The sequence below is a fragment of the Streptomyces sp. ISL-96 genome (assembly GCF_018614035.1).
Taxonomy (GTDB): domain Bacteria; phylum Actinomycetota; class Actinomycetes; order Streptomycetales; family Streptomycetaceae; genus Streptomyces.
This window is the reverse complement of sequence record NZ_JAGGPA010000037.1, coordinates 1-13,772: the sequence shown is the minus strand read 5'-3', so window position 1 is coordinate 13,772 and position 13,772 is coordinate 1. Positions and strand designations below refer to the sequence as shown.

The 13,772-nt window shown below is 67.1% G+C and carries 11 protein-coding genes and 2 pseudogenes; 7 read left to right on the top strand and 6 right to left on the bottom strand.

Annotated elements, in window-relative coordinates:
* Together J7E96_RS23225 and J7E96_RS23220 are read left to right on the top strand one after the other, a co-directional pair.
* The gene (locus J7E96_RS23225) at window positions 1-918 is read left to right on the top strand and encodes an AAA family ATPase (protein ID WP_374196712.1); all 918 of its coding nucleotides are present in this window, start codon (window positions 1-3) and stop codon (window positions 916-918) included.
* Window positions 919-1,274: 356 nt separating this feature from the next.
* Window positions 1,275-1,583, top strand: a complete 309-nt coding sequence (locus tag J7E96_RS23220; protein ID WP_215133604.1) for a hypothetical protein — start codon at window positions 1,275-1,277, stop codon at window positions 1,581-1,583.
* Between the two features lie 56 nt (window positions 1,584-1,639).
* Here the strand turns inward: J7E96_RS23220 and J7E96_RS23215 are convergent, their stop codons facing one another.
* Both J7E96_RS23215 and J7E96_RS23210 read right to left on the bottom strand, forming a co-directional pair.
* A complete protein-coding gene (locus J7E96_RS23215; protein ID WP_215133603.1) occupies window positions 1,640-2,494 on the bottom strand; it encodes an NAD(P)H-binding protein in 855 nt (284 codons plus the stop codon).
* Entirely contained in the window at window positions 2,494-2,916 is a 423-nt protein-coding gene (locus tag J7E96_RS23210) for a nuclear transport factor 2 family protein (RefSeq protein ID WP_215133602.1), read from the bottom strand. Before J7E96_RS23210 ends, J7E96_RS23215 begins: the two co-directional genes overlap by 1 nt.
* Before the next feature lie 93 nt (window positions 2,917-3,009).
* Here J7E96_RS23210 and J7E96_RS23205 point away from each other — a divergent pair, with 93 nt between their 5' ends.
* Window positions 3,010-3,603, top strand: a complete 594-nt coding sequence (locus J7E96_RS23205; RefSeq protein WP_215133601.1) for a TetR/AcrR family transcriptional regulator — start codon at window positions 3,010-3,012, stop codon at window positions 3,601-3,603.
* Between the two features lie 298 nt (window positions 3,604-3,901).
* On the opposite strand, the gene J7E96_RS23200 is transcribed toward J7E96_RS23205, so the two are convergent.
* Complete coding sequence (locus tag J7E96_RS23200) at window positions 3,902-5,008, bottom strand: hypothetical protein (RefSeq protein ID WP_215133600.1); 1,107 nt, start codon at window positions 5,006-5,008, stop codon at window positions 3,902-3,904.
* 354 nt (window positions 5,009-5,362) lie between these two features.
* Between J7E96_RS23200 and J7E96_RS23195 the strand changes: the two genes are divergently transcribed.
* Together J7E96_RS23195 and J7E96_RS23190 are read left to right on the top strand one after the other, a co-directional pair.
* On the top strand, window positions 5,363-6,892 hold the full coding sequence (locus J7E96_RS23195; RefSeq protein ID WP_215133599.1) for a UDP-N-acetylglucosamine 1-carboxyvinyltransferase: 1,530 nt from the start codon (window positions 5,363-5,365) through the stop codon (window positions 6,890-6,892).
* Window positions 6,893-7,392: 500 nt separating this feature from the next.
* On the top strand, window positions 7,393-7,629 hold the full coding sequence (locus tag J7E96_RS23190) for a hypothetical protein (protein ID WP_215133598.1): 237 nt from the start codon (window positions 7,393-7,395) through the stop codon (window positions 7,627-7,629).
* Here J7E96_RS23190 and J7E96_RS23185 read toward each other — a convergent pair.
* Together J7E96_RS23185 and J7E96_RS23180 are read right to left on the bottom strand one after the other, a co-directional pair.
* The gene (locus J7E96_RS23185) at window positions 7,624-8,631 is read right to left on the bottom strand and encodes an IS3 family transposase (RefSeq protein WP_215133597.1); all 1,008 of its coding nucleotides are present in this window, start codon (window positions 8,629-8,631) and stop codon (window positions 7,624-7,626) included. The two genes, J7E96_RS23190 and J7E96_RS23185, sit on opposite strands and share 6 nt — an antisense overlap.
* A 17-nt stretch (window positions 8,632-8,648) precedes the next feature.
* A complete protein-coding gene (locus tag J7E96_RS23180; protein WP_215133596.1) occupies window positions 8,649-9,032 on the bottom strand; it encodes a hypothetical protein in 384 nt (127 codons plus the stop codon).
* 81 nt (window positions 9,033-9,113) lie between these two features.
* Between J7E96_RS23180 and J7E96_RS23175 the strand changes: the two genes are divergently transcribed.
* Window positions 9,114-9,851 (top strand): hypothetical protein, encoded by a 738-nt coding sequence (locus tag J7E96_RS23175; RefSeq protein WP_215133595.1) that lies wholly within the window; start codon window positions 9,114-9,116, stop codon window positions 9,849-9,851.
* A 513-nt stretch (window positions 9,852-10,364) separates the two neighbouring features.
* Here the strand turns inward: J7E96_RS23175 and J7E96_RS23170 are convergent.
* Window positions 10,365-10,639, bottom strand: a pseudogene (locus J7E96_RS23170) (IS5/IS1182 family transposase); the annotation flags it as partial.
* Window positions 10,640-11,303: 664 nt separating this feature from the next.
* Here J7E96_RS23170 and J7E96_RS23165 point away from each other — a divergent pair.
* A pseudogene (locus J7E96_RS23165) lies at window positions 11,304-13,751 on the top strand (N-6 DNA methylase); the annotation flags it as partial.
* Window positions 13,752-13,772: the final 21 nt, after the last annotated feature.

Genomic DNA, 13,772 nt, shown 5'->3' with positions numbered 1-13,772 from the left:
TTGGCCGCCGATGCGCACGCCGCACTTTCGGATCTTGAACGGGACATCGACCACGAGGCCCGGCTTGATCACCACGCCCGGCTGCTCGTGGTCGCCACTTCCATCGTCCGCCACACCGTGACCTGCGGGCGACGCCTTGTGTTGCTGAACCGGCACGCGATCAGCGCCCGCCGTGGGCTGATCGTCTCCGGGCCTGCCGGAACCGGCAAGACCATCGCCATCACCCAGCTCGGGCGCTCGCACGAACTCCTGGACCGCGCCCGCCACCCACATGCCCCTGGCCGGATCCCAGTCCTCTACATCACCGTCCCGCCCGCCGCGACCGCCCGCATGGTCGCCGCCGAGTTCGCCCGCTTCCTCGGCCTTCCGGTCCACCGCCGCTCGAACATCACCGACCTCATCGAGGCTGTCGTCGGCGTCTGCACCGACGCTCGCACCGGCCTGGTCCTGGTCGACGAACTGCACAACGTCTCGCTGACCAGCCGCACCGGCGCCGAAGTCGCCGACACCCTCAAGTACTTCTCCGAACGCATCCCCGCGACCTTCATCTACGCCGGCATCAACATCGAGCACGGCAACCTGCTCTCCGGAACTCGCGGGGCCCAGATCGCTGGACGCTTCACCCTCATCCCCACTCACGCGTTCCCCTACGGCACCGAGTGGCAGGGCTTGGTCGCAACCCTGGAGAACACCTTGTTGCTGCACCAACATCGCCCCGGAACACTGGTCTCGCTCGACCGCTACCTGCACGAACGGACCGGCGGCATGATCGGGGCGCTCTCCCATGCCATCCGCGGGGCTGCGATCGACGCGATCCTCACCGGCACCGAGAAGATCACCAAGAAGTCCCTGGAAGCGATTCCACTGGATCACACCGCCCAGAACGCTTCAGCTCTTTCGACGGCGGCCAGTCGGTGACATCTGAGCTGCCTGACCGGATCGCCCGGCTCCCCGTCAATGTCCGCCCGCGGCTCGGTGAGATAACCGACTCCTACATCCGACGGCTGGCCCGAGCTAACCACCTCAAGCCGAGCTACCTGCACTGCTTCCTCTGCGGACCACCCTTCTGGGTCGGGAGACCCCAAATCGAACGGCTCGCTGCTGTCTCAGGACGCTCCACGGCAGCCCTGCAGCACGCACTCTCAGATGCCAGCTCTCCCCGAGGCCGGGCTAAGCCGAGCTCTCGCGCCCTCCGCCTCCACCAGCACAAAGCGCTCACCCGTCACCGGGTCGACCAAACCGTTCTCATCCAGCACGATGCGCTGGACGGGAGCATGACCGTCCGCGCCATCTCAGCGGAATGGCTGGTCCCCCGCTGGCTGGTCCGCCGCGTCCTGAACTCCTCAATCTTCCCCGCTCGCAGCACACGCCGACGACGCACCGCCCTCGACGACCAGGACCAGAAACTGATCACCGCCATGATCAACAAGGGGATGGGCGCCAAGGAGATCTGGACCGAGCTCATGGACATCCACGACATCTCAGTGTCGATTGCGAACCTGCAGATCATGGCCACCAAGCAACGCCGCACGGCTCAGAACCAGCAGCGACGGCTCTCCCCCGACCGCCCAAAGGCATCTTGACGAGCCAGGACACGCTGGTTGGAACTTTGGTCACGCATGTTGGAACCGGGGGGATGTCAGCTCCGGAGTCGACCCATCTCCCGTGCTGCAAAAGCGCGGAAGTTGCGCGGTGGGCGGCCAGTGAGGCGCTGGACGGTGTCGGTGGTGCGGTCCTCGGCGCCTTCGGCGATGGCGTGGTCCATGCCGGCGAGCATCGCGGCGAACTCGGCGGGCATGTCGGCGGCCAGGCGCTCGCGCATCTGCTCGTAGGTCAACTGGCGGTGGGTGATGGTCTGACAGGTGATCTGAGTGAGGATGGCGGCGATGTCGCCGTAGCTCAACGCTTCCGGCCCGGTGATGATCAGGTCGGTGTTCGGCGCCTGCGTCTCAGTCAGTGAGTGCACGGCGACGTCGGCGATGTCGTCGGCGTCGACGAACCCGACGCGGCCCTCGCCGGCTGCCGTTTGGATGGTCCCGTCCGCTCGAATAGTCCGGGCGTGCGCGTGGTTGCCGGTGAAGTTCTGCATGAACCACGAGGGCCGCAGGACCGCCCACTGGGAGAACAGGCCGGGCATGGCCTGGTGAACCTGTCCCACGGCAGGGCCGCCGACGGGGATCGCCGACGAGCTGAGCAGCACCGCCCGGCGGACTCCTGCCGTATGGGCCTGCTGGAGGAAGGGCAGCATGACGGCTGCCGGGTCCGGAGCGCCGAGCGGCGGGATGAGATAGACCCGGTCTGCGCCTTCGAGGGCGCCTTCGAAGGACGCGGGGTCGTGCCAGTCGAACCGCACGGGACGGGACCCGCCCACGGGGGTGGCGCGTCGGCTGGCGGCCTTGACGCGCCGGCCTGCGGCGGCCAGCCGGGCGGCGACGCGGCTGCCGGTGGTGCCCGTGGCCCCGATGACCAGGGTGAACTCCTCGGGCACGTTCATCAGTAGCTCCCAGCAAACTTGGTGGCGGGGTTCTGGACGGCGAGCGGGTTCCAGTAGTCGCGGTAGTGGGTGATGAGGCCGTTCTTGACTGTGACAACGGCGATGTAGGACATGTCGAAGGGGCTTTCGGTGTCCGCCAGGCGGCCCACACCGCGCATCTCGACCACGATGGTCTCCGGGGCGATGGTCTGGTGAATCTCGACGTGGGGAAAGTCGTGAAGGTCTATGTGGTCGGGGTAGTCGCGCATGTACTCGGCGACGGCTGCCTTGCCCTCCAGCCGCTTTGGCCAGCCCTCCGGCGCGAAGGGGAACTCGAAGATCCCGTTCTCGTCCCACAGGTCGACCCAGGCGGGGATGTCCTTGTCCAGCAGTAGTTGCAGGCCGTGGCGGTACAGGTCCATCGGTGCGGTGCTCGCGCTCATGGGTTACTCCATCCCCGTACGATACGGACCCTAGGTCCGTTTCACGTAGCTACAATACGGACCCAGGGTCCGCTTTGCAAACGGAGGAATCGCATGCCCGAACGCAAACCACGCGCGGACGCCACTCGCAATCGGGAGGCCGTCCTTGCGGCTGCCGACACGCTCTTCGCCCGTTGCGGGAGCCCTGAGGCGGTCACCATGGCCGACATCGCGGCAGCAGCCGGCGTCGGCAAGGCAACGCTCTTCCGCGGCTTCGGTGACCGCACCGGCCTGATCCACGCGCTGTACGAGATGCGGCTCGCACCGATCAGGCTCGCCGCCGAAGAGGGCCCGCCGCCTCTGGGGCCGGCCACCCCGCCACTCCAGCGCGTACCCGCCCTCCTCGACGCTGTCCTGTGCTTCAAGATCGACAACCGCCACCTTGCCCTGGCACTGGAGGGAACCGGCAGCGACAGCCCTTATGCGGCAGAACACTACGAGCGGTGGCACAGCACACTCCAGGCCGCGCTGGAGCAGATTCCCGGACTCACTGACAGCAATTTCACTGCGCATGCTCTACTTGCTGCCACCCGCGCCGACCTCGTCGAACACCTCGTCGGCCAACAGCGGATGACTCGTGAGCAGATGCGGGCTCACCTGACGGCTTTCACCGCCAGAGTCTTGGAATCCCCTGCACCACTGGATTGAACACCTCGAACCGACCTCGAATGCCACCAGCGAAGACGTTCACGCCGTCGCGGGCTCCGGCTCTCCTGAACCGGTTCCGACAAGACTGGCATTCGCCGTTGGTTGCAAGAACTGTGACCATCTGGTTCCAACTACTATGTCCCGGCTCACCCGATCCGGATCGCTCCAACTTCGATGAGACGAGCTCCACCTTCAGTGAGACAGGACAACCGCCCTCAGCATGCGGCGGGCGCCCGCGCTCGACAGCGGGACGGGCCGGCATGTGCTCCCGCGCCCGTCCCGCCCGTCGCCGGCCCTCCTACCGGCGCTCACCGCCGGGGAGCGTGTCCCTGAGGTGCTGCGCCTGGGCCCTGATGTCCCGCCGGACCGAGGGGTTGCGTGTCCTCTCACCGAGGATGGAGACCATGTCGTCCGCGGTCTGCCGGGCCTGCTCGATGCGGCCTGCCCTGGCCTCCATGCGGGCGCGGCGCTTCATCACCCAGCCCAGGGTGATGTTGTCGACGCCGCGGTTCTCCAATGAGGCGTTCACGACCTTGTTCAGCTGGCCGATGCTCTCCTCGGAGGCGGCTTCCTTGACGAACGGCTTCTTGTCCGCCGGCAGGTACTTGAAGTCCCGGGAGGCGTTCGCACCCTTGGCCAGTGCCGGGTAGACGGCGAGGGGGTGGTCCGGGTAGCGGGCGAGCACTTCCTCCAGCGCGTCCCGGCCGGAGGTGAGCGATTCGCCGTGGGAGCCGAGGAGGTAGAAGAGCATGCCCTGGTCGTCGCCCATCATCAGCTCGGCCACGTTCTCGTCCTCGTCGGTGTGCGGCGAACGGACGGTCACGTGGTGGACCTGTGAAAGCACCCGAGAACCGTCCGAGGCGACGTACTGGGCCCGCAGCTGATACCGGCCCGGCTGCTGGAAGTACAGGCCGTCCTTGCCGTAGCCGATGTACGTGCTCTTGTAGACCGCCGGCCGTTCGCTGTCGAGCCGGACCTCGGCGGCGTCGTCCACACAGCGCGTCAGCGGTGGCCGGTAGGTCTTGATGTCGCCGGAGGGAGTGCAGATGGCGATGGCGACGAAGCCCTCCTCGGGGTGCAGGCGCCCGTGTGTGGTGCGTCCGTTCAGGTCGGTGGTGGACAGCTTGAGTTCGACGACGACCGGCTGCCCGAACCGGAAGGTGCTCGGCGAGCGAAGCTCCAGGGCGAGGCCTGAGTTGTTCACCATGGGGTCGCCGAACAGGGCGGCGTCGGTCTCGGCAGCGCCCACGCCGAAGGGGTTCCCTCCCATGGCCACATCCCGGTAGAAGCCGTGCCTGAGGTGGACCAGCTCGTTGTCGGTGAACTGGAACGGGAAGGCCGCCCAGTAGGCGGGCTCTCCGCCCGGCGCCGGGGGTGGGGGCTGGTACCGCTTCGTGTAGTTCATCCACGACAGGTCACCCAGGCCACCGTTGGGACCCAGCGGCTGCGGAGGACTGGCGGAGTTCTTCAGCCAGGAGTGGTACAGGTTGAAGGCGTGGCCGAGTCATACGGTCCGTGCTCCTTCTGCTTGGGCTTCTTGGGCTTCATGGGCCACGACCCCTGGGAAGGAAGCGAGACGGGCTCGATCCGCCGGCCGACTTCCTCAGCCCACCACAGCGATGCCGAACCTTCGCGCCACATGCGCCCGTCCAGGTGGCACACGGGGCGCTGAGGGGCCTGAAGCGGCGTCAGTCCCCTGTGAATCCGCCACACCCACCCCACGCGATGCGTCATCTCATATCTGAGATAACCTGCCGCTATGGCAGACGACTACCTCGTACGTATCGGCAAGCTCATCCGTGACGCCCGTCAGCACCGGGGCTGGACACAGACACAGCTCGCCGAAGCACTGGGCACCAGCCAGAGTGCCGTGAACCGCATCGAGCGCGGGAACCAGAACATCAGCCTTGAGATGATCGCGCGCATCGGCGAGGCTCTCGACAGTGAAATCGTCTCCCTGGGGTACGCGGGACCGATGCATCTGCGCGTGGTCGGCGGACGGCGTCTTTCCGGTTCGATCGACGTGAAGACGAGCAAGAACGCGTGTGTGGCGCTGCTTTGCGCCTCGCTGCTGAACAAGGGCCGCACCGTACTGAGGCGTGTCGCGCGCATCGAGGAGGTCTACCGCCTGCTGGAAGTGCTCAACTCGATCGGCGTACGCACCCGTTGGATCAACGACGGGAAGGACCTGGAGATCGTCCCGCCCGCGCAGCTCGACATGGACTCCATGGACGCCCAGGCGGCGCGCCGGACCCGGAGCATCATCATGTTCCTCGGCCCGCTGCTGCACCGCATGGACCGTTTCAGGCTTCCCTACGCGGGCGGCTGCGACCTCGGCACGCGCACCATCGAGCCGCACATGATCGCACTGCGCCGCTTCGGTCTGGACATCACCGCGACCGAGGGCATCTACCACGCGGTGGTGGAGCCCTCGACCGGGCCGACCCGTCCGATCGTACTGACCGAGCGCGGCGACACGGTGACCGAGAACGCGCTGCTCGCCGCTGCCCGCCACGACGGCGTGAGCGTCATCCGCAACGCGTCGTCCAACTACATGGTCCAGGACCTGTGTTTCTTCCTGGAGGCGCTGGGTGTACGGGTCGACGGCGTCGGTACGACCACGCTGACCGTGCACGGCGTACCGAACATCGACGTGGACGTCGACTACTCGCCGTCCGAGGACCCGGTCGAGGCGATGAGCCTGCTCGCGGCGGCCGTCGTGACGGGTTCCGAACTGACGATCCGGCGGGTCCCGATCGAGTTCCTGGAGATCGAGCTCGCGGTGCTGGAGGAGATGGGCCTCGACCACGACCGCACGGGCGAGTACGAGGCGGACAACGGGCGTACGCGCCTGGTGGACCTGACCGTACGGCCCTCGAAGCTCGAGGCGCCGATCGACAAGATCCACCCGATGCCGTTCCCCGGCCTCAACATCGACAATGTGCCGTTCTTCGCGGCGATCGCGGCGGTCGCCGTGGGCCAGACCCTGATCCACGACTGGGTCTACGACAACCGCGCGATCTACCTGACGGACCTCAACCGCCTGGGCGGCCGCCTCCAGCTCCTGGACCCGCACCGCGTACTGGTGGAGGGCCCGACCCGGTGGCGCGCCGCCGAGATGATGTGCCCGCCGGCGCTGCGGCCCGCGGTGGTCGTACTGCTGGCGATGATGGCGGCCGAAGGCACGTCCGTACTCCGCAACGTCTACGTCATCAACCGCGGTTACGAGGACCTGGCGGAGCGCCTCAACTCGGTCGGCGCGCAGATCGAGATCTTCCGCGACATCTGACCGGCGGGGTGTCGTGCCCCTTGGACCCAAGGGGCACGACACCACAGCATGCCAGCTGACCTGCGAATACTTACCTTCACGGCCCTTCACTGATCACTGTTGTTTTTCAGCGCCTTGTGCAACGCACGTGCAAGATGATCTTGAGTAGTCGACGATGCGTCAGACAAACCTGAGCAGCCGTCAGCCTTCACGCAGAGTTGTCACCGAAGCGACCTCGCAACGTCCGATGTCGGTCGCGTCACGCCGACCGCGTGTGGTCGACGAGGCGAGCCGCTATCTGCCCGATGTCTCCGGCCTCGCGACGCAACCTGGGCTCGGCGGCGCATCCGACTCCTCCGGCTGACCACCAAGCCATGCAGAAGAGGACCCGCACCACGCGGGCGCGGCTCCTTCGTCGTAGACGGGCGCCGTGTCACGGGCTGAGTCTGCGCCCACCTCGCGGGAGCACTCGCCGTGACGTCCGGGCCAGCCGGGTGTCGGGCCGCCCTACGATGAGCAGCGTGACAAGCCTCCGCGCCCCGGGCTCTGGCCCGCAGCACATAGCCGTGGGGACCGCCGAGACCGACCGACAGCTGACCGACTCCACCCGCCTGATGTATTCCGCCGACATGGCCGCCTTCACTGCCTGGTGCGCGAGCGTCGGTCGGCGGCCGCTGCCTGCTGCCCCGGAGACTGTCACCGAGTACGTGGCGCACTCGGAAGATTTCAAGTCCAGTGAGACGGTCGTGACGCTATGAGGTTTGTGGTGCGGGTTCCCTGCGCTTGGCTGGGTCGTTGATCCAGGCCGTCTGGGGTATCTCGGGTGGTCGGGGGCGGCGGCCGAAGCGTTCGGGGTGGCGGGTGTATGCCTCGGCGAGGGTGACCGCGCGCTGGTCGCGGACCTCCTCGGCGGTCCCGAAGTGGACGGAGGCGGGGGTGTGCCAGCCGATGCCCGAGTGCCGGTGCTCATGGTTGTAATACGCGATGAACGCGTCGAACCACTCGCGTGCGTGGGCCAGCGAATCGAACCGTTCGGGATAGTCCGACATGTACTTCGTGGTCTTGAACTGGGCCTCGCTGTAAGGATTGTCGTTGGAGACCTTCGGCCTCGAGTGCGACCGCGTCACGCCCAGATCGATCAGCAGTTGGGAGACCTTCTTCGACGTCATCGAAGTGCCGCGGTCCGCGTGCACGGTCTGGGGCACGATGCCGTTGCGGGCGATGCTCTCGCGGATCAACTCCTGGGCCCGCACCGCCGATTCGGCCCGCTCGACGGTGTGGCCGACGATGAAGCGGCTGAAGATGTCGATGATCACGTAGGCGTGATACCAGACGCCTTTGACTGGTCCGGCCGCCTTGGTGATGTCCCAGGTGAATACCTGCGAGGGCCCTGTGGCGACCAGCTCGGGCACCGCCTTGGCGGGATGGGTGGCCTGCCGTCGGCGGTCACCGCACTGATCCTGCTCGCGCAGGATCCGGTACATCGTCGAGACGGAGCAGTGATAACGCCCGGCATCCAGCTCGCGGGCCCAGATCTGTGCGGGCGCCAGTTCGGCGTACTCGTCGCCATTCATCAACTCCAGTACCGCAGCACGCTCTTCGGCCGTCAGGGCCGACGGCTGCACCTGCGGCGAGCGGGGCCTGCGCGGTGGCGGGGGCTGAAGCCGGCGGTAGTGGGTGGCGCGGGAGCGGCCGGTCAGCCGGCACGCGACGGTGATGCCCAGTTCGCTCTCGATGCCGGTGAACGCGTCATCCACCACCGGGTCGGCGCCAGCCTTCAGTCCGCGCTCTCGGAGATCATTTCCAAGAGCGCGGAAGCTTTTCCCATAACCTCCAGCGCGGCCTTGTTCCGCGCCAGTTCCTTCTCCAGCCGTTCCACCTGGCGGCGCAGTTTCTCGTTCTCCGCCTCGGCAGCCGACTTCTTCGGCCGGGCCGGGCTGGTGCGATGGTCGACCAGCTTCTCCAGGGCCCCGGCATCCCGGGCGGCCCGCCACTCCTTGACATGCGAGTGGTAGAGCCGTTCCCGGCGCAGGACCGAGCCCTTCTCGTTCCTGGGCGCGGCGTCGTACTCGGCGACGATTCGCAGTTTGTACTCCGAGGTGAAAGTGCGGCGCTTCGGCCTCGGCGCCGGGTCGGACCCGACGGACTCTGTGCTGGTCATGAGGGGTGGGGTCTCCTGTCGTGCCCTCTCAGGCTAACCCGCCGAAGCGGAACGTCTCACCCAAGGCTGACAGAGAGGGACTTGACCGTAACTCCGTCGCCGCAGACCGGCCGCACGCTCGCCCCCGGGTCCATCAATCGCATCCTGACCGCCGTCCGCGCTGCGCACAGGGCGGACGCTGTACCCGCCCCTGAGACCGAGGGCGCCCGCAAGGTACTGTCCGGCTACCGTAAACGCCTGGCCGCCGCCAAGATCCGGGCCGAGGCCCGGATCGCCCGCCCCCGTGGGGCCGGACCCTCCACCCCGGATGCCTTACGCGAGATGCTCGCCACCCTCGACCAGGACACGCTCATTGGGAAGCGGGACGCCGCGCTGCTCCTGCTTGGCTACGCCTGCACCGCCCACGTCTCCGAGCTGGTCTCGCTCGACCGGGCCGACGCCGTGGAAACCAACACAGGGCTCCTGGTAACCCTCTACCGGCGCCCACTCAAGCGGCACGACAAAGTGGCCGTGCCCTATGGCCCCACCCCCGCCACCTGCCCTGTGTGGGCCGTCCGCGCGCTGGTCGCCGCGCTAAACCCCAAGGGGCGCACCGATGGGCCGCTGTTCGTCCGTATCGATAAGCACGACCGCATCACCCCTCCACTGACCCATCACGCCCGGAGCGTCGGGGCCCCGGCCGGCCGCATCACCCCTACCGTCGCGGCCGCCATCGTCACCCGCGCTGCCATGCTCGCCGACTTCGAGGGGCAGTGGACTGGCCACTCCCTGCGCCGCGGGTTCGACACCGCCGCCCGCCGCGCCAGCCGAGAGACGTAGTCGGCGGCCTTCTCGGCGGTCTCGCGGTTCCGGCTCAGCCACGAGTGGAGGGCGACGCGGCGGCCCTCCAGGAGCGCATCAAGCCGGTCGAGGACGCATACCCTGCCGCTCATAGCCAGCAAGATCCCGTGCGCGGGGGCACAAAAGGGGAGCGGCACCAGGCGCCTCCGGATGACTTGCGCTCCTACACGGTGTCGCCAGCGTCTCCGGTGACGGCCACCTGGGCAGACGGATCGACGGAGGTCCGGGCGGCGGAGGCGGCTCGCAAGACGACGCCGGCGCCGCGGCGGCGTGGGCTGGCGGTGTGTGCGATGCGCGAGGCCTCGATCGAGGGCAAGGTGTGGGCCAGCCGGGAACAGGGCTCCAGCCGGGGCAAGCCGGTACACCCTGACTGCGAGAAGAAGGCGCAGGGGTTCACAGCGAAGCGCCGGGAGGCCAAGCAGCAGGAACGGGCTGCCCAAGCCGAAGCGCCTGTCACTGGTGGAGGAGAACCGGCGGCTGTTCGCGGAGCAGGACCGCATCTGTGAGCTGCGCGGGCGCGAGGCCGACCAGGAGGTCTACGGCCTCGCACATGTAGCGGTAGGCCGTGGCAACCCCCGATGCGGAAGCCTGCTGCGAGGCGGCGTAGGTGTCCCCGCAACGCAGGTGTGCCAGGACGAGTAGGGCCTGCTGGCCGCAGACAGGCGACGTCACCGGGTGCCGATTTGACGACGGCGACCTGCGAGGAGACCGGAGAGGTGTCGCAGGGTGCGGCCGGACAGATCGATACCGGACGGGTAGACAAGCACGCGAAAGCTCCTGGCGGATTGGTGATCTTGGTCGTGAACCCGTCTACCAGGAGCTTTCTTCGTGCCCACCGCCGGGGTCGCCCGTCCAACTTCCCGTCAGGTGAGAACCAGCTCAGTGGCCAACTCGCGGTATTCGAAACACCATTCAAGATCACAAGCAACGGCTAGTAGGTTGATCCCCTCACGCTGTATGCCGACGTTCACGGTCAGAGGGCAGGCCCCGGTCAGCCGGGGACGCATTTGACCACCCCCGGGGGGCTCCACATGACGAACGAGCAACGAACGGTCGACCAGCGCCTGTGGCATCTCCTGGACTCCCTCCGGGGACACATGGATGCCGGCGAGATGGCCGACGTGCTGCTGTGGAACGTCGTCGAATGGCGAACCCGGACGACGGGCCTGCCTGCACCAGAACTCGAAGACCTTCAGCGTGCCGCGGGGGATGCACGGCTCAGAGCCCCTGAGTTGCACTCATTGCTGGACGGTGAGCAACAGGCGCTGAACAGCTACACGCCGACCCAGCTGCGTCACTACGCCCGTCTCCTGCTCCGCCCCTACCTGCCCTCGGACCACCGTGGCGAGTTCACCACGTCGGCCTCGCTCGTCGAGGTTGCCAAAACCGCGCTGACCGCGTACGCGCACGGAGGCGGCACATCTCTACGATCCGGCATGCGGTTCCGCCACCCTGGCGCTGGACGCGGCGCAGGTGCTGGCCGAGCAGACCGGAACGGCTGTCACCGTCAACGGCCAGGACATCAACGCGGCGACTGTCCGGCGTGCCCGTGCCCACGCCTTCCTCCTGGGCGCCGACTCCAGGTTCAGCCAAGCTGACTCGCTCACACAGGACGCCTTCCCCGACCGCCGATTCGATTACACGGTGGCCGAGATTCCGTACGACCTGTCCTGGCGGAACAGCTACGAGGAATGCGCAGCCGAGGCCGACCGACCGGAAGGCCGCTACCCCGCCGGGCTTCCACAGCCCGACAACGCCTCGCTCCTGTTCGCCCAGATCCTGGTCAGTAAGCTTCGGGATCCGGCGGATGGCGGCGGCCGGGGCATCATGTTCACCACCACCGGACCGCTGTACGACGCGGGCGGCAGCGCTATCCGTACATGGCTGCTCGACCAGGATTTCCTGGACGCCGTGGTCGTGCTGCCGGAAGGGCTCAGCACCAGCACCGGAATGCGGCTGTACGCCCTGGTCTTCTCCAACCGCAAGCCTGCGGCACGTCGACACAAGGTGAAGTTCATCGACCTCCGGGGCTTCTACCAGGACGGGGACGCCCGTCGACTCGAACGCCGCACGATCAGCGAGGCGGCTCTCGACGAACTGTCCCGCAGCCTGAGGCATTCAAAGCCGACGGCCTACAGCCGATCAGCCGCAGCAAAGGATCTGTCCTTCCGACAGGTCAGCGTCACCCACCACGCCACCGCGGTCACCAGCAGGCGCGAGCCGGGCGATGTTCCGCGCCTGACCATGCTCCTGCCGGCGACCTCCACCACCGAAGCCTGGCACGACACTCGGTACGCCACTGTGCCACCGACCGTGACGGACGTGGCCAAACCACCGTTCACACGGTTCGACGTGGACCGCGTCTTCACCACCGACCGAACCCCGCGTGCGCTGCGAGCACTCACCCAGCTCGGCTGGAAGACCGCCCGTCTCACCGAGCTCACTGAGCACCTCTGCTACATCCCCTCGGCCAAGGCCGCTGAGCGCGCCGCCCTGCTGTTGGCCGTCACCGGGGAGCAGGCTCTTGTCGTCCCCATCGAACCGCACCTGGACGCGGTGGCCGGGGACCCTGGCGAAGTTGCTCCCGATAACCGGGTGCTCGTGATTCGGCCCAGGAACGCGTACACGGACGCCGAATACCTGGCGGGGTGGCTCAATTCCCCTCTCGGCCGGCACCTGCGCTCGACAGCCGTCGGCTCCGGCGGCGACAGCTACGTCAGCCCCCGCGCCGTCAACCTCAACCAGGCCTGGCGCATGGCTGACGATCTCCTCGTCGCCCTGCCGGACCTCCCCGTCCAGAGGGAAATGGCCCGCGCGGAACGGGCGCTTGTTACAGCCCGCCGTCACCTGGTCGACTCGCACCGGGAGCTCTGGAACGACCCCAAAAAGCGATCCGACATCTACCGCGAAGCCAGCAGTCTCATTCCGTCGGCAGATCTCGCTCAATGGGCGACCAGCCTGCCCTTCCCTATGGCCAGTGCCCTCTGGGCATACGAATCCAAAGGCGACAGCAACCTGCACGCCCGCCGCGACCAGATGTTCCACTTCTGGGAAGCCACCATCCAATTCCACGCCACCGTTAGCGTGTCAGCCCTGCTCCAGGACCGTTCACGGCTCCAGCAGGAACTTCCCGCACTCGCCGAGCAAATCCGCTCCATGGGACTCACCCCCGAGCGGGCCACCCTCGGTGTCTGGCACATCATCCTGCAACGACTCAACAAGAGATATCGCACCGCACTGACCGGAACCGACACCGACGAGCAGGCACGAGCGCGAGCAGCCTTTGCCGACGCACCACCAGATTTCCTGGACACCCTCCTCAGCGCCGACCTCACGAACCTGTTCGGAGAGGTGATCCAACGGCGCAATGCCTGGAGCGGCCACTCAGGTACGACAACCGCCGCGTCACTCAAGGAGCAACTCGACATCCTGACCGGTCACGTCCACACCCTGCGCAACCTGATCGGCACCGGCTGGCAGGACTTTCTTCTCGTGCGCGCCGGCGCCGCCCGGATCAGAAACAGGGTATTCCACCATGATGTGGACCTGGCCATGGGTCCTAACGCACCCTTCAGACAGGAACAGATCCCGATCAGCGTGGCCATGGAGGAAGACGGGCTGTACCTCCTCTCACGCGAAGCTGGCAGCGCACTCCCCCTCGCACCGCTGATCGTGATGCACCCGGCAGCGTTCGGATCGAACAGCGGCTGCTACTACTTCAACCGCCTCCAACCTGAAGGTGTCCGATTCGTTGCCTACCACGAAGCAGCCGAACCTGAACGGATCGAGGACGCCCCACCCACCGCCGCTCTTTCTGCTGCCCTGACCTCCGGCGAGACGGCCGCCAGCGACGAATCCCATCAGACGGAACACGCCTAAGGCCAATGCTGGTGACTTTGG

Excerpts from the sequence above, each read along its gene's own strand:
- J7E96_RS23220 (WP_215133604.1), top strand. The coding sequence starts at position 1,275 with ATGACCGTCCGCGCCATCTCAGCGGAATGGCTGGTCCCCCGCTGGCTG.
- J7E96_RS23215 (WP_215133603.1), bottom strand. The coding sequence starts at position 2,494 with ATGAACGTGCCCGAGGAGTTCACCCTGGTCATCGGGGCCACGGGCACC.
- J7E96_RS23210 (WP_215133602.1), bottom strand. The coding sequence starts at position 2,916 with ATGAGCGCGAGCACCGCACCGATGGACCTGTACCGCCACGGCCTGCAA.
- J7E96_RS23205 (WP_215133601.1), top strand. The coding sequence starts at position 3,010 with ATGCCCGAACGCAAACCACGCGCGGACGCCACTCGCAATCGGGAGGCC.
- J7E96_RS23200 (WP_215133600.1), bottom strand. The coding sequence starts at position 5,008 with ATGAACTACACGAAGCGGTACCAGCCCCCACCCCCGGCGCCGGGCGGA.
- J7E96_RS23195 (WP_215133599.1), top strand. The coding sequence starts at position 5,363 with ATGGCAGACGACTACCTCGTACGTATCGGCAAGCTCATCCGTGACGCC.
- J7E96_RS23180 (WP_215133596.1), bottom strand. The coding sequence starts at position 9,032 with ATGACCAGCACAGAGTCCGTCGGGTCCGACCCGGCGCCGAGGCCGAAG.